General features: G+C 68.9%; 27 protein-coding genes. 20 read left to right on the top strand and 7 right to left on the bottom strand.

Going from position 1 to position 25206, the window contains the following annotated elements:
- Positions 1-60: 60 nt before the first annotated feature.
- Together ACRAKJ_RS01145 and ACRAKJ_RS01150 are read left to right on the top strand one after the other, a co-directional pair.
- Entirely contained in the window at positions 61-486 is a 426-nt protein-coding gene (locus ACRAKJ_RS01145; protein WP_438923785.1) for a transcriptional repressor, read from the top strand.
- A 65-nt stretch (positions 487-551) separates the two neighbouring features.
- Positions 552-2000 (top strand): catalase, encoded by a 1449-nt coding sequence (locus ACRAKJ_RS01150; RefSeq protein ID WP_438923786.1) that lies wholly within the window; start codon positions 552-554, stop codon positions 1998-2000.
- 126 nt (positions 2001-2126) lie between these two features.
- On the opposite strand, the gene ACRAKJ_RS01155 is transcribed toward ACRAKJ_RS01150, so the two are convergent.
- On the bottom strand, positions 2127-3194 hold the full coding sequence (locus tag ACRAKJ_RS01155; protein ID WP_438923787.1) for an alpha/beta hydrolase fold domain-containing protein: 1068 nt from the start codon (positions 3192-3194) through the stop codon (positions 2127-2129).
- Between the two features lie 78 nt (positions 3195-3272).
- Here ACRAKJ_RS01155 and ACRAKJ_RS01160 point away from each other — a divergent pair, with 78 nt between their 5' ends.
- The 3 genes from ACRAKJ_RS01160 (at position 3273) to ACRAKJ_RS01170 (ending at position 4858) form a co-directional block, all read left to right on the top strand.
- Positions 3273-3833, top strand: coding sequence for an NAD(P)H-dependent oxidoreductase (locus ACRAKJ_RS01160; RefSeq protein WP_438923788.1), 561 nt, complete (start codon positions 3273-3275; stop codon positions 3831-3833).
- A 109-nt stretch (positions 3834-3942) separates the two neighbouring features.
- Positions 3943-4365 (top strand): organic hydroperoxide resistance protein, encoded by a 423-nt coding sequence (locus ACRAKJ_RS01165; RefSeq protein ID WP_438923790.1) that lies wholly within the window; start codon positions 3943-3945, stop codon positions 4363-4365.
- A 16-nt stretch (positions 4366-4381) separates the two neighbouring features.
- A complete protein-coding gene (locus ACRAKJ_RS01170) occupies positions 4382-4858 on the top strand; it encodes a ferritin-like domain-containing protein (RefSeq protein ID WP_438923789.1) in 477 nt (158 codons plus the stop codon).
- Positions 4859-4912: 54 nt separating this feature from the next.
- Here the strand turns inward: ACRAKJ_RS01170 and ACRAKJ_RS01175 are convergent, their stop codons facing one another.
- The 3 genes from ACRAKJ_RS01175 to ACRAKJ_RS01185 form a co-directional block, all read right to left on the bottom strand.
- Entirely contained in the window at positions 4913-6721 is a 1809-nt protein-coding gene (locus ACRAKJ_RS01175) for a prolyl oligopeptidase family serine peptidase (protein WP_438920998.1), read from the bottom strand.
- On the bottom strand, positions 6718-7539 hold the full coding sequence (locus ACRAKJ_RS01180; protein WP_438920999.1) for a methyltransferase domain-containing protein: 822 nt from the start codon (positions 7537-7539) through the stop codon (positions 6718-6720). Before ACRAKJ_RS01180 ends, ACRAKJ_RS01175 begins: the two co-directional genes overlap by 4 nt.
- A gap of 76 nt (positions 7540-7615) precedes the next feature.
- Entirely contained in the window at positions 7616-7843 is a 228-nt protein-coding gene (locus tag ACRAKJ_RS01185; RefSeq protein WP_438921000.1) for a hypothetical protein, read from the bottom strand.
- Between the two features lie 272 nt (positions 7844-8115).
- Here ACRAKJ_RS01185 and ACRAKJ_RS01190 point away from each other — a divergent pair, with 272 nt between their 5' ends.
- From ACRAKJ_RS01190 to fxsT, 5 genes are all read left to right on the top strand, one after another.
- Positions 8116-8316, top strand: a complete 201-nt coding sequence (locus ACRAKJ_RS01190) for a hypothetical protein (RefSeq protein WP_438921001.1) — start codon at positions 8116-8118, stop codon at positions 8314-8316.
- Positions 8317-9205: 889 nt separating this feature from the next.
- Positions 9206-9562: a MerR family transcriptional regulator gene (locus tag ACRAKJ_RS01195; protein WP_438921002.1), complete on the top strand. Its 357-nt coding sequence runs from the start codon at positions 9206-9208 to the stop codon at positions 9560-9562.
- Between the two features lie 474 nt (positions 9563-10036).
- Entirely contained in the window at positions 10037-10891 is an 855-nt protein-coding gene (locus tag ACRAKJ_RS01200; RefSeq protein ID WP_438921003.1) for an FRG domain-containing protein, read from the top strand.
- The gene (locus ACRAKJ_RS01205; RefSeq protein ID WP_438921004.1) at positions 10891-11985 is read left to right on the top strand and encodes a DUF262 domain-containing protein; all 1095 of its coding nucleotides are present in this window, start codon (positions 10891-10893) and stop codon (positions 11983-11985) included. The genes ACRAKJ_RS01200 and ACRAKJ_RS01205 overlap by 1 nt, the downstream gene beginning before the upstream one ends.
- 888 nt (positions 11986-12873) lie before the next feature.
- A complete protein-coding gene (gene fxsT, locus ACRAKJ_RS01210; RefSeq protein ID WP_447008851.1) occupies positions 12874-15768 on the top strand; it encodes an FxSxx-COOH system tetratricopeptide repeat protein in 2895 nt (964 codons plus the stop codon).
- A 750-nt stretch (positions 15769-16518) separates the two neighbouring features.
- On the opposite strand, the gene ACRAKJ_RS01215 is transcribed toward fxsT, so the two are convergent.
- The 3 genes from ACRAKJ_RS01215 to ACRAKJ_RS01225 form a co-directional block, all read right to left on the bottom strand.
- Complete coding sequence (locus ACRAKJ_RS01215) at positions 16519-16737, bottom strand: transposase (RefSeq protein ID WP_438921006.1); 219 nt, start codon at positions 16735-16737, stop codon at positions 16519-16521.
- Positions 16738-17202: 465 nt separating this feature from the next.
- A complete protein-coding gene (locus tag ACRAKJ_RS01220; protein ID WP_438921007.1) occupies positions 17203-18018 on the bottom strand; it encodes a protein phosphatase 2C domain-containing protein in 816 nt (271 codons plus the stop codon).
- A gap of 12 nt (positions 18019-18030) precedes the next feature.
- Positions 18031-18864, bottom strand: coding sequence for a sigma-70 family RNA polymerase sigma factor (locus tag ACRAKJ_RS01225; RefSeq protein WP_438921008.1), 834 nt, complete (start codon positions 18862-18864; stop codon positions 18031-18033).
- Between the two features lie 135 nt (positions 18865-18999).
- Here ACRAKJ_RS01225 and ACRAKJ_RS01230 point away from each other — a divergent pair, with 135 nt between their 5' ends.
- The 10 genes from ACRAKJ_RS01230 to ACRAKJ_RS01275 all read left to right on the top strand — a co-directional run bounded on the left by ACRAKJ_RS01230 (position 19000) and on the right by ACRAKJ_RS01275 (position 25189).
- On the top strand, positions 19000-19344 hold the full coding sequence (locus tag ACRAKJ_RS01230; protein WP_438921009.1) for a hypothetical protein: 345 nt from the start codon (positions 19000-19002) through the stop codon (positions 19342-19344).
- On the top strand, positions 19344-19778 hold the full coding sequence (locus tag ACRAKJ_RS01235) for a hypothetical protein (protein ID WP_438921010.1): 435 nt from the start codon (positions 19344-19346) through the stop codon (positions 19776-19778). The genes ACRAKJ_RS01230 and ACRAKJ_RS01235 overlap by 1 nt, the downstream gene beginning before the upstream one ends.
- Positions 19779-19831: 53 nt before the next feature.
- Entirely contained in the window at positions 19832-20293 is a 462-nt protein-coding gene (locus ACRAKJ_RS01240; RefSeq protein ID WP_438921011.1) for an NUDIX domain-containing protein, read from the top strand.
- Between the two features lie 94 nt (positions 20294-20387).
- On the top strand, positions 20388-20546 hold the full coding sequence (locus tag ACRAKJ_RS01245; protein ID WP_438921012.1) for a hypothetical protein: 159 nt from the start codon (positions 20388-20390) through the stop codon (positions 20544-20546).
- Positions 20547-20587: 41 nt separating this feature from the next.
- A complete protein-coding gene (locus tag ACRAKJ_RS01250) occupies positions 20588-20710 on the top strand; it encodes a hypothetical protein (protein ID WP_438921013.1) in 123 nt (40 codons plus the stop codon).
- Between the two features lie 104 nt (positions 20711-20814).
- A complete protein-coding gene (locus tag ACRAKJ_RS01255) occupies positions 20815-21009 on the top strand; it encodes a hypothetical protein (protein WP_438921014.1) in 195 nt (64 codons plus the stop codon).
- 8 nt (positions 21010-21017) lie between these two features.
- Positions 21018-21275, top strand: coding sequence for a hypothetical protein (locus ACRAKJ_RS01260; RefSeq protein ID WP_438921015.1), 258 nt, complete (start codon positions 21018-21020; stop codon positions 21273-21275).
- Positions 21272-22486, top strand: a complete 1215-nt coding sequence (locus ACRAKJ_RS01265; RefSeq protein WP_438921016.1) for a hypothetical protein — start codon at positions 21272-21274, stop codon at positions 22484-22486. The genes ACRAKJ_RS01260 and ACRAKJ_RS01265 overlap by 4 nt, the downstream gene beginning before the upstream one ends.
- Entirely contained in the window at positions 22483-24714 is a 2232-nt protein-coding gene (locus ACRAKJ_RS01270; RefSeq protein ID WP_438921017.1) for an FtsK/SpoIIIE domain-containing protein, read from the top strand. Before ACRAKJ_RS01265 ends, ACRAKJ_RS01270 begins: the two co-directional genes overlap by 4 nt.
- Before the next feature lie 304 nt (positions 24715-25018).
- A complete protein-coding gene (locus ACRAKJ_RS01275) occupies positions 25019-25189 on the top strand; it encodes a hypothetical protein (RefSeq protein WP_438921018.1) in 171 nt (56 codons plus the stop codon).
- Positions 25190-25206: the final 17 nt, after the last annotated feature.

Below are 25206 nucleotides of genomic sequence, written 5' to 3' on the forward strand. Positions count from 1 at the left end.
AGAGCTTTAACCATTCGCTTTCTTGACCGGTTCAAGAAAGGTTGCTTGACTGGGTCGGCCATGACCCCAGGACCTCGCGAGCTGCTCAAGGACGCCGGGCTGCGCGTCACCGCGCCCCGGATCGCGGTGCTCGAATGGCTCGCCGAGCACCCGCACGCCACGGCCGACCAGGTCGCCGAGGCCGTGCGGGCGAAGTTGGGGTCCGTGTCCACGCAGGGCGTCTACGACGTGCTGAACACGTGCTCCCGGACCGGGCTGCTCCGCCGCATCGAGCCCGCCGGCCACCCGGCGCGCTTCGAGACGCGGATCGGCGACAACCACCACCACCTCGTGTGCCGGGCGTGCGGCAGGACCGAGGACGTCGACTGCGTCCACGGCGCCGCGCCCTGCCTGGAGCCGTCGGACGCCGCCGGTTTCGCCGTGGACGAGGCGGAAGTCCTGTTCTGGGGCCACTGCCCCGCGTGCCGGGGCGCCGACCTCCCTTGAACCGCACCTCCGGGCCCCCGCACCCGAAGACCGACTGCCGCACCACCACCGAAGGAGCTGGAAGCGTGACCGAAGCGCGTCACACCACCACCAACGCGGGCACCCCGGTCGCGAGCGACGACCACTCGCTCACGCTCGGCGCGAACGGCCCGATCCTGCTCCAGGACCACTACCTGATCGAGAAGAACGCCCAGTTCAACCGCGAACGGGTGCCCGAGCGGGTCGTGCACGCGAAGGGCGGCGGCGCGTTCGGCCACTTCGAGACCACCCGGGACGTCAGCCGCTTCACGAAGGCGGCGCTGTTCCAGCCGGGTGTGCGGACCGAGGCGCTGCTGCGCTTCTCGACCGTCGCCGGCGAGCTGGGCTCGCCCGACACCTGGCGCGACCCGCGCGGGTTCGCGCTGAAGTTCTACACGTCGCAGGGCAACTACGACCTCGTCGGCAACAACACGCCGGTGTTCTTCCTGCGCGACCCGATCAAGTTCCCCGACTTCATCCGGTCCCAGAAGCGCCGCGCCGACACCGGCCGCCGCGACCACGACATGCAGTGGGACTTCTGGACGCTCCAGCCGCAGACCGCGCACCAGGTGACGTGGCTGATGGGCGACCGGGGCATCCCGAGGACGTGGCGCCACCAGAACGGCTACGGCTCGCACACCTACCTGTGGGAGAACGCGGCCGGCGAGCGGTTCTGGGTCAAGTACCACTTCAAGACCGACCAGGGCGTCGAGTGCCTGACGTCGGAGGAGGCCGCGCGGATCGCCGGCGAGGACGCCGACGCGCACCGCGCCGACCTGTGGCACGCCGTCGAGCGGGGCGAGTTCCCGTCGTGGACGCTGCACGTGCAGGTCATGCCGTACGCGGACGCCGCGGACTACCGCTTCAACCCGTTCGACCTGACCAAGGTGTGGCCGCACGGCGACTACCCGCTGGTCGAGGTCGGCAAGCTGGTCCTGGACCGCAACCCGGCGGACTACTTCGCCGAGATCGAGCAGGCGGCGTTCGAGCCCGGCAACCTGGTGCCCGGCATCGGCACGTCCCCGGACAAGATGCTGATCGGCCGCCTGTTCGCCTACCCGGACGCGCACCGGTACCGCATCGGCGCGAACTACGCGCAGCTGCCGGTGAACCGGCCGAAGTCGCCGGTGAACTCGTACGCCAAGGACGGCGCGATGCGGTACGGCAACGCGAGCGACCCGGTGTACGCGCCCAACTCCTACGGCGGCCCGCACGCCGACGCGGTGGTCGCGGGGGAGACCCTCTCGGCCTACGGCGTCGAGGACGAGGTCGTGCGCTCCGCCTACAAGCTGCACGCCGAGGACGACGACTTCGGCCAGGCGGGCACGCTGGTCCGCGAGGTCTTCGACGACGCCCAGCGCGAGCGCCTGGTGCGGAACGTCGTCGCGCACGCGGGCAACGGCGTGTCGGCCCCGGTGCTGGAGCGCGTGTTCGAGTACTGGCGCGCCGTCGACAAGGAGACCGGCGACCGGATCGCCGCCGCCTTCCGCGGGTAGCGCGCCGGGTCCACGCCCGAAGACCGCGCCCGAAGACCAGGAGGGCCGCCCGGATCAGCGCCGGGCGGCCCTCCCGCCCGTTCCGCACCGCCGGACCCGTCGGCGCACCGACCCGGGTGCGCCGGGCTAGGCGGTCTCGGCGATGTCCTGCCGCGAGTTGGCCAGGGCCAGCCCGGTGCGCAGCGCCCCGACCGCCTCGGCCACCGCCTCCCGGAACACGCCGCCCACGCCGAGGATGTTCGCGTACCCGTGGAACAGGCCCGGGTGGCGGCGCAGCACCACCGGCACGCCCTGCTCGGCCAGCTTCTCGGCGAACGCCTCGCCCTCGTCGCGCAGCGGGTCGAACCCGGCCGTGGCCAGGTACGTCGGCGGCAGGCCGCTCAGGTCCTCGGCCAGCAGCACGGACAGCCGCGGGTCGCTGTGCACGTCGCGGGACGGCGCGTAGTGGTCGAGGAACCAGTCCATCTTCTCGTCGGTCAGGAAGAACCCGTTGCCGAACAGCTCCCGCGACCGCCGCCGCACCGAGGCGTCCACCGCCGGGTAGAACAGCAGCAGGAACACCGGCTTCACCGCGCCCGCGTGCAGGGCGGTCACCGCGGCGAGGTTGCCGCCCGCGCTGTCGCCGCCCAGGGCGATCCGGTCGCGGTCGGCGTTCAGCTCGTCCGCGTGCGCCACCGCCCACTCGAACGCGGTCCGCGCGTCGTCCGCGGCGGCCGGGAACGGGTGCTCGGGCGCCAGCCGGTAGTCGGCGGACAGCACCCGCACGCCCGCCTCGACCGCGAGGAAGCGGCACAGGTTGTCGTGGCTGTCCAGGTCGCCGGACACCCACCCGCCACCGTGGTAGAAGACCAGCAGCGGCGAGCCGGGCGCGAGCGAGGTCGGTTCGTAGGAGCGGCCGGGGACGCCGTCGAGGTCGAGCGACCGCACCGCCACGCCGCCGATGACCGGCCCGCACACGAGCTGGTTGCTGCGGGACAGCGCGAGGCGGTTCGCGGCCGGCGTGGTCGTCTGCCAGTCCTCGCCGCTGAGCTGCTGGAGCTTGAGCAGCAGCTGCGCCTCGGGGTGCAGCTCCTGGCCGTCCAGGGTGATGGGGCGCCCGGCGATCAGCCTGCGCAGCGGCGCGGGCAGGCCGAACGCGAAGCGCAGGGCGCCGGCGAGGACACCGGGTGGGATCGACTCCGCGAGCTTCGACATGCGACGCACGTTACTCGTGGGTAAGCACCGAAGCGAGGAATGGACCTCCAGCTAGGTCGAGGTGGCAGGATCGGGACCATGACGGTCACCGTGGTGGGCATCGGCGGGTCGCTCCGCCCCAACTCGCAGTCCGAGCGCGCCATGCGCATCGCGTTGGGCGGTGCCGCGGACGCGGGCGCCAAGGTGATCGAGGTCGCGGGCCCCGAGCTGGTGCTGCCGTTCTACGACCCGTCCATCCACGACCGCCCGGACAACGCCCGCCGGCTCGTGGAGGCCCTGCGCCGGGCCGATGGTGTGGTCCTCGTCTCACCCGGCTACCACGGCACGGTGTCCGGCCTGGTCAAGAACGCCCTGGACTACGTCGAGGACCTGCGCGACGACGAGCGCCCCTACCTCGACGGCCGGGCGGTCGGCTGCGTGGCCGCGGCCCACGGCTGGCAGGCGTCGGTCACCACGCTCACCGCGCTGCGGTCCATCGTGCACGCCCTGCGCGGCTGGCCCACGCCCCTCGGCGCCGCGGTGAACTCCCGCGAGGTCGAGTTCGACCTCGAAGGCGGCTGCTCCGTGCCCTCGGTCGGGGAGCAGCTCCGCACGATCGGGCGACAGGTGGCGGAATTCGCCGTGTCGAAGGCCGGGTAGCGGGTACCTCTCGAAAGGGCGTGAGCTGCCCCACGACCGGGTGTGGATCAGCCCGACCGGGCGTTGGACTGATCGACAAGCCACCACCGGCTCGAGGGAGAGCGTGACGATGAAGGTGCTCTACACGGCGCAAGCCACCGCGGTCGGCGACGGGCGCAACGGCGAGGTCCGGTCCTCCGACGGCGTGATCGACGAGCAGCTCGCCACCCCCACCGAGCTGGGCGGTCCCGGCGGCGACAAGACCAACCCCGAGCAGCTGTTCGCCGCCGGGTACGCGGCGTGCTTCCACAGCGCGCTCAAGGTCGCCGCGCGCCAGGCCAAGGTGACGACCGGTGAGACCACCGTCGACGCCAAGGTCGGCATCGGCCCGAACGACGCGGGCGGGTTCCAGCTGGCCGTGGAGCTGGCCGTGCACATCCCGGGGGTGGAGCAGGCCGTCGCCGACCGGCTGGTCGACGCAGCGCACCAGATCTGCCCCTACTCCAACGCCACCCGCGGCAACATCGAGGTGGCCCTCACCGCCACCGTGTGAAGGAGGACTCAGCCACATGAGCAAGAGCCCGATCACCAGCCCGCTGTCCGACGCCGACAAGGCAGCCGTGGGGGCGGTCCTGCAAGCCACCCTGGTCGACCTGATCGACCTGTCGCTGGTGGCCAAGCAGGCCCACTGGAACGTGGTCGGCAAGAACTTCCGCAGCGTCCACCTCCAGCTCGACGAGCTGGTCACGACCGCGCGGACGTACACCGACGAGGTGGCCGAGCGGGCCGCGGCGCTGGGCATCTCGCCCAACGGCAAGGCCAGGACCGTCGCCGAGGGGTCGGGTGTCCCGGAGTTCCCGGACAACTGGCTCAAGGAGGCCGACGTCGTCGAGGCCGTCGTGACGGCCCTCGGCAAGCTGATCGAGCGGCTGCGCGGCCGGATCGACGAGGTCGACAAGCCCGACCTCGTCACCCAGGACCTGCTCATCGAGGTCACCAGGAACCTGGAGCAGGCCCACTGGATGTGGCAGGCCCAGCAGGCGTGACGCCCTGACGAACCCGGCCGGGGCCCTCCCACCCGGAGGGCCCCGGCCGCGTCCTCAGAGCACCCGCCGCACGAACGCGACCTCCGCCGCCGTCTGCCGGATCGTCTCCGCGACCACCAGCGACCCGTGCCCGGCGTCGTACCGGTACACCTCGTAGGCCGCGCCCCGCTCGGCCAGCCGGTCCAGGTAGTTGTCGATCTGCCGGATCGGGCAGCGCGGGTCGTTCTCGCCCGCCAGCACCAGCACCGGCGCGCGCACCGCGTCCACGTAGGTCAGCGGCGAGCACTCGCGGTACCGCTCCGGCAGCTCCTCCGGCGACCCGCCGAACAGGGCCCGGTCGAACGCCCGCAGCGGCTCCATCTCGTCCTCGTAGGCGGCCAGGTAGTCGGCCACCGGCACGCCCGCGACACCCGCCGCCCACCGCTCCGGCTGCGTGCCCAGCGCCAGCAGCGTCAGGTACCCGCCCCACGACGCGCCGTTGACCACGCACCTCGCCGGGTCGGCGAACCCGGTCGACACGGCCCAGTCGTGCACCGCGGCCACGTCCTCCAGCTCGGTCAGCCCCGGCCGGCCCTCGATCGCGTCGCGCCACTTCGAGCCGTACCCGGTGGAGCCCCGGTAGTTCACGTGCACCACGGCGTACCCGGCGTCCAGCCACACCGCCCGGTAGGCGGAGAACCGGTCCTCGTCGGCCGAGTGCGGCCCGCCGTGCAGGTGGAACACGGTCGGCAGCGGGCCGTCCGGCGCGCCCTCCGGCCGCGCGACCAGGGCGTGCACGTCCCCGACGAACACGTCGGTCAGGTCCACCGAGGCCGGCGCCGCGTGACCGGGCGGGGTGAGCAGCACGCGCTCGTCGCCGTCCGCCGCCAGCACCCGCACCACGCCCGGCCGCCCGGCCGAGGACCACGAGTACTCCACCGAGCCGTCGGGCCGCACGTGCGCGCCGCCGACCGTGCCGTGCGGGGTGTCCAGCGCGGTCAGCGCCCCCGTCGCCAGGTCGTAGCGGTGCAGCGTGTTGCGCGCCCGGAAGGTGTGCACGACCAGCAGCGCCGACGCGTCCGGGTACCAGTCGGCGCTGATCTCGCCGGGCAGGTCGACCACGACCTCGGTCTCCTCGCCGGTGGCGACGTCCCAGATCAGCAGCTCGTCCTTGCCGCGCCGCTCGTGCCCGACGAGCAGCCGGTTGTCGCCGCGCACCGGGCTGAACGCGATGGCGTCCAGGCCCTTGCCCGGACCGTCCCACTTCTCGGCGACCTTCTCACCCGTCGGGGTGATCACGCGGAGCGCGGCGTGCCGGTTGTCGCCGTGCTCGGAGTGCGCGAGCGCCAGCAGCGTCTCGTCCTTGGACAGCGCGGTCACCCCGCCGTCGTTCTCGTGCGCGTAGACGACCTCGGCGGGCGCGCCGCCGCGCGAGACGTACACGGTGGTGCCGTCGTCGGTGGACGTGCCGACCGCGACGACCTCGTGCCCGATCTCCAGCCCGGCCGGGTACCCGGCGTGCACGCCCTCCACGGCGGGCTTCACGTCGCCGGCCGCCGCGAACGGCTCGCGCACCCACGTGCCGAACTCGTCGCCGTCGGTGTCGTCGAACCACCAGATCGACTCGCCGTCGGGGCTGAGCGCGCCGTGCGAGGTGCCGTTGGGCCGGTCGGTGACCTTGCGGTGGGTGCCGGTGGCCCGGTCCCAGGCGTAGATCTCCCACACGCCACTGGAGTTCGACAGGTACAGGTTGCGGTCCGGCGCGTCCTCCGCCCAGCTGGGCAGGCTCACGCGCGCCGCGGTGAAGCGGGCGCGCCAGCGGGCCTCGGCCTCGGCGTCGGGGAACAGCGGGTCGGGCACGGCGGCGGTCGGGTGCGTCGTCACACCCCCGATCCTGCCGGCTTGCGCGCGGTGACCAGGTAGTAGTCGAGCAGGCCGCGCCGGGCCACCCGGTGGTAGGCGCGGTCCCAGTGGTCCGGGCGGGGGCCGAGTTCGAGCCAGCGGTCCAGGCCGCGCCACACGTGCTCGCCGATGGAGGTCGCCGCCACGTCGGCGAACCCGGCGGCGCGCAGGTGGTCGAGCACCTCGCCCACCGGGTGCGCCAGGTCCAGGCCCCGGGCGAACGACTCGACCGCGGTGAGCAGCTCCGGCGCGGCGGCGGCGTCGGTGGCGAAGAACGTGGTCAGCGCGAACCGGCCGCCGTCGCCGAGCACCCGCGCGCCCTCCCGGGCGAACCCGGCGACGTCCTCGAAGTGCTGCGCGGCCTCCACCGACAGCAGGGCGTCGAACGCGCCGTCGTCGAACGGCATGTCGTGGGCCGCGCCCTGCGCGAACGCCACGCGCGGGTCGTCGTTGGCCGCGGTGGCGCGCGCGACCTGCTCCGGCACCAGGTCCAGGCCGCGGACCAGGGCGGGGTCGTGGCGCAGCGCCCGCCGGGTGCCCACGCCGTGCCCGCAGCCGACCTCGACGAGCCGGTCGCCCGGTCGGGGCGCCAGCGCGTCGAGGACCACGTCGTAGAGGGCCTCCTGGGTGGCGACGCGCTGCTCGACGGTGATCGGGCCGGTCAGGTCGACGTCGCGCCAGTAGCCGAAGTTGATGAAGCCGCCGGCGAAGACGGGCAGCGCGGCCAGGTCCTTCGTGCCGTACATGTGCCGCCGCAGCGCCGTGCGCTCCTCGATGCCCGATCTGCCGTCGTCCGCCATGCCGTGATGATGCCCGCCCGGACCCGCGTTCACGCAGGGTGACGCGGCTGCCGGTGGCGGGCGCGACGGAGGGTGATCAGCGGTGGTCCAGCTCCTCGTCGAGGATGCGGTCCACCGCGTGCGACGCCCGGACCAGCGCGAGGGCCACGAGCCCGGCGAGCGCGGCCACGACGCCCGCGACCACGCCCCAGACCGGTGTGCCGAGGAGTGCGACGAGCCCGGCCGACCCGAGCGCGACCAGTGGCAGGACGACGAGGGGGAGGAGGTTCTCGGAGGCCGGGCGTGCGGTGGAGGTGGTGCTCAAGGTGCTTCTCCCTGCTGGCGGTGCCCTCGGTGCTGAACGGTGGATCTCCGGTGCGGGTGCGTTGACTCGTCGTCGCATCGATCTTGCTGCTCGTTACGCACCGTAAGTTGAATCTGCAACCTCCACTCGAATGGGCTAACAGAACGTGACAACCCTTCGACTGTGCGGCCGAACGGTCGGTTTTGACAACAGCGAGGAGTGACGAGTAACGCCAACGTTCGTATGAACGAATCACCTGGCAAGACGAGTGCGGCACAGGGGAGGTCAGACCGATGATCGACAACACGGTTCGGCAGGGCGGTCGCGTCGGGTGCACGGACGCCCTCGGTCGTCGGCGCACCCTGGAGGTCACCCTCACCGAGGAGGGCAACGTGTGCATCCACACGCCGCCCGGCGAGTCCGCCAAGCTCGACTGGAACCAGGTGGGCGAACTGCTCCGCCGCCTCGCCGAGCTCCGCCCGCACGTCCGCTAGCGACCCGCGGCGGCGGTGGCCCCGGGCGAGCGCCCGAACCACCGCCGCCGCCGGCGGCCCGAGCCACCCCGAGTCACCTCTCCGGCGCCACCCCCCGCTTGCCCCCAGGCCCGCCGCGCAGGCACGTCCGCGCCGCCGGTCGGGCGCGGACGTTCCGCCCTCGCACCCTCCGCGCCGCCGCCGCGCCTCCCGCGCCGCCGCCGCGCCCTCGCCTTCCCCCGTTGTGCCTGGTCAGCCGTACTGCGTCACTCGAACGAGGAAATCTGTGCCGACGGGGGTAGACATTCCATGATCCGTGTGCGTAGTATCTTCCTTGTCACGAGAGAGAAGGTCTCATCGGCACGGGAGATGACGAACTACCCGTGAGTTGGGAGCAAGACGGCCTCACAGGCCGGGGCGGGAACAGCACGTTGCCTCGGCGCGAGGTCAAGGGCCTTCGACGGCCGGAGTTGGGCAAGACAGCAGTGGGCAAGACAAAGCAGTACGCAAGGCAGTAGACAAGGCAATACGCAAGACAAGTAAGGCAGTAGGCAAGACAGGCAGTCGCAAGACACGCAAGGCAGTACGCAAGACAAGCAGTCGCAAGACACGCAAGGCAGTACGCAAGACAAGCAGTCGCAAGAGATCAGGGAAGTAACCAGAGGAGAAGGGAAGGGTCACACACCATCGGATCGCCTGCCTCGGGCTGGACCAGCCGGGCGGGTACCGCACTCCAGACAGATTGGAAGGTGGTCTCCGGTTACGCATAAGCGATCCTCGCGCTCATCGTCGTCAGTGGGACGTGCAGCGCGGATGTGACAAGCCGACCTAGCGGTCGGATGATGGAAGTGAACCCATAACCCTGGGCCCCGGTGCTACGGCACCGGGGCCCTCGTGGCGCGGAGGTGCAATGCCGGCAGAGACAAACGAGCCGCAGAACGCGGCGGACAGATTCGACGACGACCACTACCCCGCCTACACCATGGGCCGGGCCGCGGAGATGCTCGGCACCACACCGGGTTTCCTCCGCAGCCTCGACGAGGTGAAGCTGATCGAGCCGCAGCGCTCGCAGGGCGGGCACCGCCGCTACTCCCGCCACCAGCTCCGGCTGGCCGCGAGGGTCCGGGAACTCGTCGACAAGGGCACCGGCCTGGAGGCCGCGTGCCGCATCGTGACCCTGGAAGACCAGCTCCAGGAAGCCCAGGACCTCAACAAGCGGCTCTCACCGCCGCCCGAACAGGACTACCCGCCGCTGCGCGGCGTGTGACGCGGAGAACCGGGGACGTCGCCACGGCGGCGGGACTTCCGGCGCGGGCCGACCAGGCACCGCGACGAGCCACCGTCGACGTCCCAGCTCCCGCCCACGCTCACACCCACCGGGCTGAAGAACGACCCGGACCCGGAAACGACCGAGCCCCGGAAACGACTCAGGGCCCGTCCGAATACCTCTCGGACAGGCCCTGATCTGTGGTCGGGGTGACAGGATTTGAACCTGCGACCTCTTCGTCCCGAAGCAAAGTTGCCAGGACCAAAGCCTCCCTGTTCTACCAGCTCACGGCACATGTGACGTCCGTGAACGTCCGGGTGCGTGTGCACTTGTCCGCCTTGGTTGTCACGCAGTTGGTCGCTCACTCGCCCGCTGTAGGTGAGTTCGTCGGTGGGGCGAGGTCGTAGGACGGCGCGCTGCGCCGCCCGGCCGACCGGCGCAGTGAGGCGGATGCTGGGAGTGCCAGGATGGACGATGTCCGCCGTACGCCCGCGACACGCCGCCAGCGGCGGTGGCCTTGATCGCGTAGAGGGAGTTTCGGCAGAATCGTCCGATCAGTCGCACAGCGTGGTGAACGGATGGTGCTCGATGCCGAAGGGCACGCCCGGTGAGATCTGCTGTGTCGAGGATCTGCTTGAAGTGCTGGAAGACACAGCGGCGTTCGGCACGCGGTGGTACCGCGGGCACGTGGACCAACGCTGGCCCTTGGTTCCTTCGCTTGCTCGGCGTCGAGAGTGGCTTGAGGCTGAACGCGAGATGGTGAAGCGTTTCAAGCAGGATGCGCACTCGCGGCTACGTTATGCGCCTGACTCGGAGTGGGGCTGGGTATTTCTTGCTCAACACCATGGCTTGCCGACTAGGCTGCTTGACTGGACTGAAAATCCACTGGTTGGGTTGTACTTTGCGGTCGAGCGAGATTCCGGTCAAGACGATAAGCGTGCAGATGGGCGTTTTTTTATATTGCGTCCGAGAGATCTTAACGCGAGTACTGTGTCCGCTGATATTGACATGCTTATGTTCGGTCACGATGAACTCTTGAACGATTACCTGCCTGAAAATGTTAGCAAGAAGCCGAGTATGGCCCCAGTCGCAGCGATCGCCAACAGGACATTTGGTCGAATCATTGCCCAGAGCGGCACTTTTACGGTGAATCACCGATCCCATGCCCCCCTTGAATCTAGCCATGGCGCGGATTGCATAGATAGCTGGGTGGTGCCGGTTCAGTATAAAGAGCGGATCAGGCAGCAGTTGCGCGCGATTAATATTTCGGCTATGTCGGTCTATCCAGATCTGAACACTCTTGCTGCGTATGTGAAGGGTATGTACTGATGGAAGATTTTAATGTCGGCCACGTGCGCAATACCTCCGTCGGCTATCTTTCTCAGCTGCGCAGTCAGATTGAGATGGAGCCGGTGTACCAGCGGCAGGGGAGTATTTGGTCTATTGAGAAGCAGCAGCTTCTCATCGACTCGCTCATCAACGGGTTCGATGTTCCGAAGATCTATTTTCATGAGTTTGTGACACGCCGGGTAATTGACGGCAAGCGCGTTAAGTATGCGATCGTTGATGGAAAGCAGCGCCTACAGGCGATATGGGACTTTCTAGACGATCTGTATCCGTTGGCGGATGACTTTTCATACTTTGAAGATCCTGATGTTGCTGCGGCTGGTCTCACCTACTCGCAACTTGTGGACGAGTATCCAGACGTTGTCGCTCTTCTGAACTCGACCTCACTCGACGTCATTGGCATCCGAACCGATGATGTCGAGATAATCGAGGAGATGTTTTCTAGGCTGAATGAGGCTGTCCCTCTTAATGCTGCGGAGAAGAGAAATGCGTTCGGCGGACCACTGCCGGCAGCTTCAAGAGAATTGGCCGACAACGACTTCTTCAAATCCCGATTGCCTTTCAAGAACACGCGCTATCGCCACTGGGATCTTGCTGCAAAGTTCCTCTATTGGGAATACATGGGCGGTCCGGCCGACTCTAAGAAGTTTCATTTGGACACGTTCTTCAAGTCAATGAAGAAAGACTCCGGTGAAGTTGAAAAGGTGGTGAAGGCGAAAGCCGGCGCGACAACTGTTCTAGGGCTTCTCAACGATGTGTTCCAGGAGAAAGATCCACTCTTGGAACAGCTGGGCATGGTTTCGGTCTACTACCTTGCCTATCGGCACCTTTCTACTCAGGGACAGGATCTGCCTGTGAGAGACTCTCTTGTGAGTTTCAACGACGCGCGTCGCGCAAACCGAGTAGCTGCCGAATCTGAGCTGTCGAACGCCCAGTATGAGTTGCTCGAATTTGATCGCCATTCACAAAGCCCTAACGACAGCTTGGCGCTCTCTTATCGATTGAAGGTCTTGCTGAGGTACCTTGATGGAACGCTCGAATCGTCTCCGCCTAGTCTCGATGTAGACGGGAATTGAGTTCATTGAGTGTTGCCGTCATGCATGCATGCCGTTTGATCGTTCAAATCGATACTGTCGTCGGAGTTTCGTGACCTTGGGCGAATATGCGGAGAGGCCTGACCTAAGTTGAGGGCACGAGGCAGAGTCCTGTGCGGCGCTCTGCGGCCCGGCCACCCAAGGCAGGCCGTTGGAGCCTGCCTTGGCGCAGCCGTGTACTACTCCTTCACCTTCTGAAATTAGAAATAGACGGACAAACCCGCAATAGGCCGACGAAGAGTGCTCTGACCTGCGCCGATGTAGGGCGGTCTGAGTGCGGGTTTGGCTGAGTCGGCGGGTTTGAATCCGTCTCAAACCTGCACACCCAACAGGCGGCCCTGGTCCGTCACACACGCTTTCGAGGTCTGCGAACCACCGACCAGCACCGATCGCAACGCCTATTCAAGCAGCTCAACGAAGTACGGCGGTCCCCACGAACGCACCCGACCGTCGGTGAACGCCGCCACGAATGCAACCGCAGCGCACCGCGCCCGAGCTGCAGTTCTCCCTGTGGGACTTGCCGACCAACGACGTCCAACCCACACACCTAACCGGGCATCAAGTGAACCAGCCGCGCCCTGCCGGGGTGGGCCGGTGGTCCTTCGGTGGGCTGCCTCGGTTCGCCGCTTCTACGAGCCCTCAAGGCACCGCGGCGCCTTGCTCGCTGACTGCGGCGGTCCATGAGGATGATCTTTGCCTCGGATCTGTTGCTTGGTCCGACAATCTGCGAATTTATGAGGGATGTACATGTTCTGCGCTGGTGCGTTCCGTGCATGTTCCGCCGTTCGGATCTCTCGGGTGGGGCCTGTGCTGTAACCAGGGGTCGGGCGGGCACGATGTGTCCGGGTACACGGTTGGAGGGCGGTGTCCGTGGCGGACAAGTGGGACTTCTTCGTCTCCTACACGCAGGATGATCGGCAGTGGGCCGAGTGGATCGCGTGGGAGTTGGAGGAGGCCGGTCATCGCGTGCTGATCCAGGCGTGGGACATCGTGCCTGGCAGCAACTGGGTCGCCACCATGCAGGAGGGCGTGCAGAAGGCGGAACGCACGATCGCGGTCCTGTCGACGGCCTACGCGTCGTCGACTTACGGCGCGGCGGAGTGGCAGACCGCGTGGCGCGATGCCCCACTTGGTGAGAATCGCAAGCTGCTGGTGCTGCGGGTGCAGGACTGCGACCGGCCGGGCCTGTTGGGCTCGGTGGTGTCGGAGGACCTGTTCGACCTGCCGGCCGACGAGGCCCGCGACCGCTTGCTGCGGGTCGTGAAGGGTGCCGTCGAGGGCCGGTTGAAGCCCGCCACCGCTCCGGGGTTTCCCGGCCGGACGAGGGCGGTGGCGCGGGAGCCGCGGTTCCCGGGTTCGTTACCGGGGGTGTGGAACGTGCCGGCGCGGAACCCGAACTTCACCGGTCGTTCCGGGTCGTTGTCGCGGTTGCGGGAGGCGTTGCGGTCGTCGGGGACGGTGGCGGTGCACTCGCTGCGGGGTCTGGGCGGGGTGGGCAAGTCGCAGTTGGCGATCGAGTACGTGTACCGCTTCGCCGCCGACTTCGACGTGGTGTGGTGGATTCCCGCCGAGCAGCCCTCGCTGATCCCCGACCACCTGGCCGAGTTGGGTGCCGCGCTGGGGATCGACGGCGGTGCCGATCCCGCAACCACGGCCACCGTGGTCCTGGCCGGCTTGCGCGGACGGCGGCGGTGGTTGTTGGTCTTCGACAACGCCGAGGAGGTCGATGCCCTGCGGCCGTACCTGCCTTCCGGCGACGGCCAGGTGCTGATCACCACCCGACGCAACGGGTTCCGGTCGCTCGGCCCGGTGCTGGACGTGGACGTGCTGGACCGCGCCGAGAGCGTGGCACTGCTGCGACGTCGCCTCCCCGAAATGCCCGACGACGCGGCGGATGCGCTGGCCCAGTGGCTGGGTGATCTGCCCCTGGCGCTGGAACAGGCGTCGGCGTACCTGGAGGCCACCGAACTCCCGGTCGGTGAGTATCTGGATCTGCTGCGCACACGTACCGCCGAGATGATCGTCCGCGGTCGGGTCGCCGGTCGTGGAGAGACGTTGGCGACCCTGTGGGACCTGTCGCTGACCGCCTTGCAGGCACAGGACCGGGCGGCGGTTCAGCTACTCGACCTGTTGGCCTGGATGGCACCCGAACCCGTCCCCCTGGACCTGTTCACCGCCCACCCGGAGGTGCTGCCCGAACCGCTGGCCGAGGTCGCCACGGACCCGGTCGGGTTCGCCGAGACGGTCGGAGCGCTGGCCGGCTGGTTCCTGGCCCGACGTTCCGGCGACGAGGTGACCATCGCCCATCGACTGCTCCAACAATCACTCCGCGCCCGCACCACCACGACGCCGGCACAGGACCGCACTTCCCCGGCATTGGTGGTTCAGCAGCTGCTCGCAGCGGACCTCCCGGGCGAGATCATGACCGCACCGCAGAACTGGCCTCGCTGGCGGGCGCTCCTCCCGCACGTCCTGACCGTGCACGAGGACACCACGAGCATTCCATCCGCCACTACCGAGCACACCGCGTGGCTGCTCGGCCGCGCCGCCACCTACCTCCGAACGCACGGCCGCCCCGGCGACGCCCACCCCCTGCTCGAACGGGCGCTGACCATTGACGAGGCCACCTACGGACCCGACCACCCCGAAGTCGCCACCGACCTGAGCAACCTCGGTGGCGCGTTGAGCGACCTGGGCCGCCCCGGCGACGCCCACCCCCTGCTCGAACGGGCGCTGGCCATCACCGAGGCCACCTACGGACCCGACCACCCCGCCGTCGCCACCCTCCTGAACAACCTCGGTGGCGCGTTGAGCGACCTGGGCCGCCCCGGCGACGCCCACCCCCTGCTCGAACGGGCGCTGGCCATCACCGAGGCCGCCTACGGACCCGACCACCCCGCCGTCGCCACCCTCCTGAGCAACCTCGGCCTCGCGTTGAGCGACCTGGGCCGCCCCGGCGACGCCCACCCCCTGCTCGAACGGGCGCTGACCATCACCGAGGCCACCTACGGACCCGACCACCCCGCCGTCGCCACCCTCCTGAGCAACCTCGGTGGCGCGTTGCGCGACCTGGGCCGCCCCGGCGACGCCCACCCCCTGCTCGAACGGGCGCTGACCATTGACGAGGCCACCTACGGACCCGACCACCCCGAAGTCGCCACCGACCTGAACAACCTCGGCCTCGCGTTGAGCGACCTGGGCCGCCCCGGCGACGCCCACCCCCTGTTCGAACGGGCGCTGGCCATCACCGAGGCCGCCTACGGACCCGACCACCCCGCCGTCGCCACCCTCCTGAACAACCTCGGTGGCGCGTTGAGCGACCTGGGCCGCCCCGGCGACGCCCACCCCCTGTTCGAACGGGCGCTGGCCATCACCGAGGCCGCCTACGGACCCGACCACCCCGCCGTCGCCAGCCTCCTGAGCAACCTCGGCCTCGCGTTGAGCGACCTGGGCCGCCCCGGCGACGCCCACCCCCTGTTCGAACGGGCGCTGGCCATCACCGAGGCCGCCTACGGACCCGACCACCCCGCCGTCGCCACCCTCCTGAACAACCTCGGTGGCGCGTTGAACGCCCTGGGCCGCCCCGGCGACGCCCACCCCCTGCTCGAACGGGCGCTGACCATCACCGAGGCCACCTACGGACCCGACCACCCCGAAGTCGCCACCGACCTGAACAACCTCGCGGTGGTATTGCAAGACCTCGGACACAGTGACGAGGCGCAACAGCTCGCCGAGCGTGCAAAACGCCTTCGATCCTCCAAATAGACACAACATGGAACGGCGCGCTCTCCCACACGTCGGCAAGCCTTGTGAGCTTGTCGACGCCGCCAAGGCGGCGAGCTGTCCACAGGGGGCAGCCGAGCGCCATAACTAACCCATCAAGTCGACCACCCGACGCTCGCCCTAAGCCCGACACCATATGCGATTTCCATCGAGCGACGAGAAAAATCTTGAACGCGACGCTTGTTCGGCTAACGGTTTAGGAAACCGTGCTCGCTGGCACATTCGAAACCGCCTCTGACCCGGGAATACGTATCATCCCCCAACTTGGGCAGGGTCAACTTGGGCAGCTATTGGGCAAACGGGCCGCTTTACCGGCACCGCGCCGAGTGGACAAAGGCGCTCCTGGGATGCGCGCCGAAGAAAGCTGCTCTGACTGATGTTGAGAGGCGCGAGGCAGAGTCTTCCCTAGGGCTGGCTTGCTTCGTCCCCTCTACGGGGCTCTCAAGGCGTCCTGTGCGGCCCTCTACGGCCCGGCCCCCCTTGGCGGACCGTTGGGCCCGCCTCGGCACAGCCATGTACTACTACTACTTCACCTCTTAAAATCAGAAAACAAACCCGCAAACCCGCAAGAGACTGACGAAGCAGGCTCTGACCTGCGCTGATGAGCTGCGGGTTTGAGTGCGGGTTTGGCTGGGTTGGCGGGTTTGAAACCCGCATCCAAACCCGCCAACCCACAGGACGGCCCTACTACCTCCCGCAGGGGCTAGTAGGGCCGTCCTGCGAGGGTGGCGATCAACGCTGCTCACATTGCGTACCGAACTGGATCGCCCCGGCGGCGTCCGCGCGGGCTTGCAACGCGGTCAGGACCCGCTGCCAGACGCCGGCCCGCTGCCAACGGCGGAACAACCCGTAGACGGTCTGCCAGGGCCCGTACTCGGGCGGGACATCGCGCCACGGGGCGCCGGGCGGTGTTGGGAACACCCCCGCTCGCGCGGGGAAGACCCCAGCCATCCGAGGCCCAATCCGAACAGCACGGGAACACCCCACTCGCGCGGGGAAGACGGCGTCGCGATGCTGCGCGCGGTCGCGGAGCAGGGAACACCCCCCGCTCGCGCGGGGAAGACAGCGCCCGTTGGGGGTTGAGGAGGTCGCCGGGCGGAACACCCCCGCTCGCGCGGGGAAGACAACCAGTCCTGCGCCTTGATCGCCTCGGCCGTGGGAACACCCCCGCTCACGCGGGGAAGACACTGCGCCTCCTCCCTGTTCGTGACGGAAACGAGGAACACCCCCGCTCACGCGGGGAAGACACTTCTTGACCTGGGACTATACCCGGCCGTACTGCCGTTTTGATTCGGTTCATAACAGTCTCGAAAGTCGGTGATCGCGTACCGCTGGCCGACAACATGGCAGCACCTGACAGCAGAGGTCGACTGGTAGTCGACAGAGTGACACCTGACTGCGCATAGCATTGGACTGCTAGTCGAACGTCAAATAAACCGCAGTCGCATCGTCGCTCTTCTTGTATCGCGGCCAGCGGCGGCCCGTCGGGTCGCTGTCCTCTACTTCGCGAACGGCAGAAATCAGACCTCGGGGCCCGGAAGCATCCAAGGTGGCCATAATGCCGCTCCAGTCGGTTATATTGAACTCTTTTAGCCTAGCTGCACCATCCGAGAGCAATGCCGCACGCTTTACTAGCGCCTTTGGCGTAGATCCCGTTAGCGCTTCTGCTGCGGCTTTGGGATTGGTTCCTGCCACCCAGTAGCCGCCAGGGGTATTTCGGATTAGCCTTTGCGCCTCCACGAGCTTGCTGACATTCTTCTCGTGTTCATCGGTACCTGTGTCCGAACTTACGGCCGCTTCGTGTTGCGCTCGATTTACTCGCGCTACGCGATCGTCGCTAACAGCTATGAACTCATTAGTGCAGTCGAGCAGCAAGGTTGAGTCTGCCAGAACCAGCCAATCGAAATATTCCTCTCCTTCGCGTAGTGCTAGAACTGTCGCTGACGGTGTTCCGGGGTTTTTCAGGTCGCATGTAGGCGCATGGATTCTTGCTGTCGATTGGATGGATGCGGCCAGGGCGGAGCGCATGTCTAGTTCGTCGTCCGCCAAATTTGCGACTAGCGCTGAACCCAATCGCTCTACGAACCACGGCACGCCGTGTATGCATCCGGTTCCAAGGTCGCCCGGAGCAGTCAGACCGTCTAGGAGGACGGCGATCCTGTTGGTTGCTGCGGCCCAGTCTTCATTTGGGTTTGCAAAGCTTCCCGGTTGACTGTCCAGTTCTGCGCGCATGGAACCGCCGTCCTACTTGTAGATGGGAGCGACACGCTTGGAGGACAATACCCGGCGTGTAGTTGCATCAAACGTGCAGTGAATTACAGTCGAGAACCGACCATCTTTCACTTCACGGTAAAGTTCGGCGATGTGGTTGTCGAGAAAGTGTATGACACCTGCGGCTCCAATTGCGTGAATGCCCGCGATATATAGAAAATTGCCTTTGCCGTCGAGTCTGGGCAATTTTCCGACATACGCATAGTCGGCAGGCGTGCCGTCGTCCATCGGGGAACGATAAACTTTTTGTTGCATGCGGTCGAGTAGGTGCCATCCGCTGTCGTCGCGGTCAAATCCAATGTAAGTGTCAGATTCGAGAACTTGTGCAATGAGTGGCGACAGTCGAGGTCCGCAAATTACCACCAGGTCATCCCGGTTGAGGTTGATCATGCCGGGGGGCTGTATGACCTCGTAACTAGTTTCAAAATCCAGGCCGCTGGCTAGGCTTCGGAACTCATCGTAAGCTTGAAAGTCTTCCTGTGCCACAACCGGGCCGGGGTTATTTTCTTTAGCTTCAAGCTTCCCGCCCACGGCGACTACTAGATTTGTGCCTACTCCAAAGAATGCGCGTTCGATCTTAGGGCCGGTCTTCAGTAGCTGACCTACCCGTGAACGTGTCATGTCGAGATGTCCAGCAATTTCGGTCTGTGACATTCCGAGTACGGAGGACATCTCTTCCAAAGCTTCCTTGCGGACCCTGGAGATCTCTGTAACCGCAGCTTGGAACCTGCCGACCAGGTCGCTCGCCTGTTGAGCGCGGCGTATGGGGTCCTGGATGTCGCGTAGTTGCTTGACCTGCTCTTCCATGCCTCCACCTTCCTCTGCAAGGGGGCTTGCGCCATCTTCGCAAGAGGGGGTTGACGAACGCAAGCAACCCTGTCTAACGTGGCCTCTGCAACCCCCCCTTGCGAGATGCAAGGGGGCTTGACAGTGGAGGTTGAAGTGGACACGACGCGCAACTACCCGGACGGTCTGACCCCGGCGGCCCTGCGGCTGCTGGACCAGCAGGTTTCGGTGGAGATCGCGGTGGCGGCCGGGCCGTCGTCGGCGTTGTTGGACGGTTCGGCGCGGGAGCGTCGCAACCGCCGCATCCTGGCCCGAGCGTTGGCCGGCATCACGCCGAAGTACGGCGTCACGCTGGACCAGGCGGTGGCCGAGCTGGCGGAGCCGGTGCGGCCGGTGGTGGTGGCGAACGTGATGCCGGCCCCGGTGTTCGGCAAGCACAAGGGACGGGGTCGCCGGACGCGCCGCGCCGCCGCTCGTGCCGCGGTGAAGCAGGCCGCGTGATGGCGACGATGGCGTACCGCGCGGCGGTGGCCGCGGCGTTGTTGGCCGAGCACGCCGAGGCGTTGGCGGGGGTGTGCGCGGTGGCCGTGCGGGTGGCCCGTGACCCGGCTTCCGACCAGGGCATCCGCTTGCAGATGGGCTGGTCGTTGTCGTGGGAGTCGTCGGCGGGGCAGGTGACGCGGGCGGCGCAGGCGCTGGGCTTGGCACACGTGCTGTTCGACCCGGTGGGCGACTACGTGCGGGTGTCGGCGCAGGGGCCGGTGGCCACGTCGGCGGGCACGGCCCTGGTGGAGGTGTGGGACCACCTCACCGGTGAGCAGGTCGGCCGGGCCGCCGCCGCGCTGGGCCTGGCCCTGGTTCCCGGCACCGATCCGGTGCGTGTGGCGGTGGTGGACGTGCTGCGCCTGACCGCGTCCGAACCGGCCGCCGCCTGACCGTCCGTCCCTGCTTTCCCTTATGCATCAACACCTTTGAGGAGATCGCCGCTGTGAAGAGCAACAACGCTTCCATCACCACCGATGTGCTGCTGTTCGCCCAGGACGACGCCGGAACGTGGCGGGTGCTGCTGATCGAGCGGGGTCACGACCCGTTCGCGGGTCGGTGGGCGCTGCCCGGTGGCTACGTCGACCCGCACGAGACGTTCTCCGCCGCCGCCGTGCGCGAGCTGGCCGAGGAGACCGGTGTCGAGTTCAGCGAGTGGAACCTCGACCGGGTCGGCGTCTACGACGCGCCGGACCGCGATCCGCGGGGCCGTGTGGTGTCGGTGGCGTTCGCCGCGGTGCTCGACCACATGCCCCCGGCCGTGGGTGGCGACGACGCCCGTCAGGCCCGGTGGTGGCCGGTGGCCGAGGTGCTGTCGATCGACTTCGGGCACCTGGCGTTCGACCACGACCAGGTGCTCACCGACGCGGTGGACCTGCTCATGGCGCAGGGCGTCACCGTCCACTGACTTCGCCCGGACCGGCGGCCCATCCCGGCCAGGAACCGCCGCCGGTCCGGTCCACCCCAACACCGCCCCAGAGGGGCGGGTCAGGAGAACACCAGTGTTGCGCAGTCTGATCACCAAGTCCTCGGCGACCCACTGCACCGCCCCGACCGGCCGCGACGGCCGTCACTGCGGCAAGCGCAAGCGCACCGGCCGACTCGCCGACGGCACCACCTGCGGCGGCCCGATGTGCGCCCTGTGGCACGCCGCCCGCTGACCACCACCCCGTCACCCGCACACCCGGACAGGGAGAACCGCATGGCCACGACCTCGAACCCGCCGCGCATCCCGATCGACTGGTGCACCCGCTGCGGCCACAAGAAGAACAACCCCCGGGCGACGTGCGTCTGCCCGAGCTGCGCGTGCGGCACCACCCGCTGAACGTCCCGTTGCGCCCGGACCGGCGGCCCATCCCGGCCAGGAACCGCCGCCGGTCCGGTCCACCCCAACACCGCCCCAGCGGGGCGGGTCAGGAGAACACCAGCATGGCGAACAACCCGCATCGGCGCGACCTCGTGGACGCGGCCACCGGTGACACCTTCGACCAGCCCGCCCCCTACGGCCTGGTCACCCAGGTCACCAGCGCGGACGGCTCCGCCCCGTCGTCGCAGCGTGGCCGCACCTGGCAGGACCTCACCGCCTCCGGCCGCAAGCTGCGCCCCGCCGGGGGCACCCGGTGAGCCTGCCGATGCCCTTACTGCTCCTCGTCGTCGCCCTGGCCCTGGTCGCCGTGGTGGTGCTGTGGAAGTTGCTGATGGTCGCCGGGCTGATCGGCCTGGCGCAGTGGGCGGTGACCGTCCAGGCCGAGGACCCCACGGTCCTGCTGGTCGCCTACGGCCTGCCCGCCCTCGTGGTGGCCGTCCTGGCCCGCCGCGCCACCCGTACCGGCCGCCGCGCCGGGCCGTTCTCCCCTCGTTCCGCCCGCCGTTTGGAGGTGTCCCGATGAGCACGTATGCCGACAACCGGCGCGCGGACAAGGCCGCCGCCGCGGAGCAGCGCCGGGCCGATCAGGCCATGCTGTTCGAGCAGCGCCGCGCCGACGCCGCCGCCCGCGCCGAACAAGACCGGGCCGAACGGGCCGCCGCCGTCAAGCTCAGGCGGGATCAGGCCGATGCCGCCCGCGCCCGCCGCACCCGCGCACTCAAGGCCACCTCCGGGTGGGTGTCGGCGCACACGATCGACCTGCTGTTCGTGCCGGTCATCCTGGTGCCCGCCCTGCTGGCCTGGTCGGCTATCGCCGGGTTCGGCCACGACCTCTACGGCGCGCCCGGCTGGACCATGCCGCTGTACTCCGAGGCGGCGATGTGGGCGTTCGCGTTCGCCCTCGCCGCCGCCCGCCGCGCCGGACGCCCGGTGCGGCGGCTGCTGGTCGGCCTGTGGTTCTCCGCCGCCGTGTCCGCGACGCTGGCGTTCCTGCACGGCCTGACCGCCGACGGCGGCAGCGTCACCGACGGTGTGGTGATGGCCATCGTGGCGGTGGGCGGGGTGGTGGTCCACCAGCTGGTGGACACCGCCGCCACCGCCGCGCCCGTGAAGCCGCGGCCGACCCGTGAGCAGCGCGCCGCCCTGCGGCTTCAGCGCTTGGCCGCGCGCCGGGTGGAGGCGGTGCGCCGCGCCGCCGTGCGCCAGGCCGCCGCCGAGCTGGCCGCCGACGGCACCGCCACCCTCGTGCACCGCCCCGGCCTGGTCGAACCGCGCCGCCGCTTCGGCCGCGTCCGCCTGATCCCCACCACGGTCGCCGGGCTGCCCGTCGCCACCGCGAGCGGCGACAGCGTCGGGGACGCCCTGGCCGCCGAGATCGGCGAGTACCTGACCGCCCTTCCCGCCCTGCCCGCACCGCGCACCACCGGCACCGCCGCGCCGACCCCGGCCGACCGGCCCGACACCACCCCGACGGCCGATGCGCCGTCCGGCGCGCACCGGTCGGGAAATGCGGAAACACCCGCTGCGCCGGACGCCGCGAAGATCGCCCGCTACACCGCGCGCGTCCGTGCCGCGATCGACCGCCAGGCCCTCCCGGAGCAGCCCTCCCAGACCGCCGTACGCAAGTTCCTGCGCTGCCGCTCCGAGGACGCCGCCACCGTGCACCGCGCCCTGTTCCCCACCCGCAACGACGGCCCCGACGACGGCGGCACCCGCCAGGAGGTGACGGCATGACCACCGCACACCAGCACGACGACGAGGGCCAGGAGCACGGCAACGTGGTGCGCCTGCCGGTGCGCCGCGCCGACACCGCCCCGGTGCCGGACACGGACGGGCTGGAACCGGACGGGGCGGTCGTCGGGGAGCTGCTCACCGACGCCGAGTCCGCCGAGCTGGACCGGCGCATGGCCGCCGCGCGCATGCGCGACGCCGCCGGGGCGGTGGTGCGGGTCGTGCGGCACGAGCGCACCCGCTCCGTCGCGCGGGCGGTGCGCCGCAACGCCGGCTACGCCGTCGCCGGGTCCCGCATCCGCCGCGCCGAACGTCGGGCGCGGCGCAAGCACCTCGACCTTGAGCAGGCCATCACCACCCTGCGCGTCAACGCGAAGTCCGCCGACGACTTCCGGGTGCTGCGGGAGCTGGAAGAGGCGTTGGAGCGCCGCCGCACCGGGGCGGCGCAGCGCGGCCGGGAACGCCGGTTGGAGATCCTGCGGTGGTCGGGTGGGGCGGTGGTGCTGCTGGCCGGCGGGCACGTGCTGTTCCTCGGCTTCGCCGCCGCACAGGCCGTGGTGGGCGCCGGGTCGCTGACCGACCGGTGGAACGCCACCGTCGAGTTCTGGACCACCGTCGCCGACCTCTCCCCGGCCGGGGACTACTGGTGGGCCTGGGCCGTCGCCGTCGCGGGCACGTGGGCCGCGCGCACTATCCCGGTGGGCCGGGATCGGGGCACGTTGCCGATGTGGGCGGGGGAGGACCAGGCGGTCCCGGCGGACGGGCGCAGCATCATCGTGGACGAGTCCGCGGTGCTCTCCGCGCTGCGCCACCTCGGCGGCCTGCCGCTGCTCAAGGACGCCTTCCGCGAGGGATGGGGGCGCAGCATCACGCCGACGTGGGTGCAGCCGCCGCACCGCGACGGCAACGGCGTGCGCATGCAGCTCGTGCTGCCCAAGGGCGTGCCAGTCGAGGAGATCGTCAAGCGCAAGACCGTCTTCGCCCACAACCTCGTGCGCCTGCCCGTCGAGGTGTGGCCGTCGGAACCCAAGGGACAGCCCGGGGTGCTGGACCTGTGGGTCGCCGACCAGGGCGCGCTCTCCGGCCCGGTCGGGCCGTGGCCGCTGCTGGCCGCCGACGGACCGTCGGACTACTTCGCGTCCGTCCCCGTCGGCATCAACATCCGGGGCGAGGTGGTGCGGGCGCAGCTGTCCGAGAAGAACTACGCCGCCGCCGGGGTCATGGGCTCGGGCAAGTCGAGCATGTTCATCACCCTCGTCGCCGGGGCCGTGCTGGACCCGCTGGTCGAGGTGGACGTGTTCGTCCTGGCGGAGAACTTCGACTACGAACCGCTCAAGCCGCGGCTGCGCACCCTGCGCACCGGAGCCGACGCCGACACGGTCAAAGCGTGCCTGACCACCCTGCGCGAGCTGTACGCCGACCTCGACGTACGCGGCAAAGCCCTGCGGGAGCACGAGGTCCGCAAGGTCGACCGCAAAGTCGCCACCAAGGACACCCGACTCCGGCCCCGGGTCGTGGTCATCGACGAGTGCCAGGCGCTGTTCATGCACGAGGAGTACGGAGAGGAGGCCGCCGACGTGGTCACCAAACTCATCAGCGCCGCCCGCAAGTACGCCGTCACCCTGCTCTTCGCCACCCCCGAAGCCTCCACCGCCTCTTTGCCGCGCAAGGTCACCGCGGTGACCTCGTGCAAAGCCTGCTTCGCCATCGGCGACCAACAGTCCAACGACGCCATCCTCGGCACCGGCTCCTACAAGGCCGGCATCTCCGCCGTGTCGCTGGAACCGGCCACCGACGAGAGCCCCGGCGACATCGGCACCGCCATGGTCCGCGGCATCATGGCCAAACCCGGCCTGCTCCGCTCGTTCTACCTCACCCCCGCCGAACTCGCCGAGGTCACCGACCGCGCCATGGACCTGCGAGACGGTCACGTCCCCCCGACCACCGGCGACGACGAGCCGGAGAAGGTCGACTTCCTCACCGACCTGGCCCACGTCCTGACCGGCCACAAGCACCTGCGCACCGCCCAGGTGCTCAACGCCCTGGCCGCGCTGCGCCCCGACCACTACGGCAAGTACACCAGCAGGACCCTCGCCGCCGCCCTGGCCGAGGTCGGCGTGCCCATCGTCAAGCGCGACAGCGGACAGAGCGCCGTGGACGCCAACGACGTCACCGAAGCCGTCACGATGCGTGACACAGAGAACGGCGCGGACACTGACGACGAGGGCTAGAAACCCGCCCGTCGGGCACCGGGAAGTATCGGGGAAGCAGCCGGGGGAGCAGCGAGACCCAGGGGAATTCCCCTGACTGCTCCCCTGGCCAACTTCCCTGACTCCACCAGGCGAGACGCCTGCCAGGGAAGATCGACACAACGGGACGGCGACCAGCCGAAACCCCGGAAAACGCCGGTCCTGCTCCCCTGACGGCTTCCTTCCCCACACCGCTTGACACCTCCGCGCCGGCACCCCGCACCACCGCCCGCGCGTCACCCTCGCACACCCACACGTCGTCACACAAAGTCACGAAAGGGTCGTCATGGGCGACGACAACCTGATCCACCTTGAGGTGCGCCGGTCCTGGTGGGACGGCCACGCCGAAACCGCCTGCGGACTTCGCGTCGACCGGCCCGAAGCCGTCTGGACCTGGTTCACCACCCGCACGTGGTGCCCGACCTGCCGCGCCGCCGACCGCGCGGCCACCCGCTGACCCACCCGAAACCCCAG

This window comes from Saccharothrix sp. DSM 118769 (assembly GCF_052936295.1).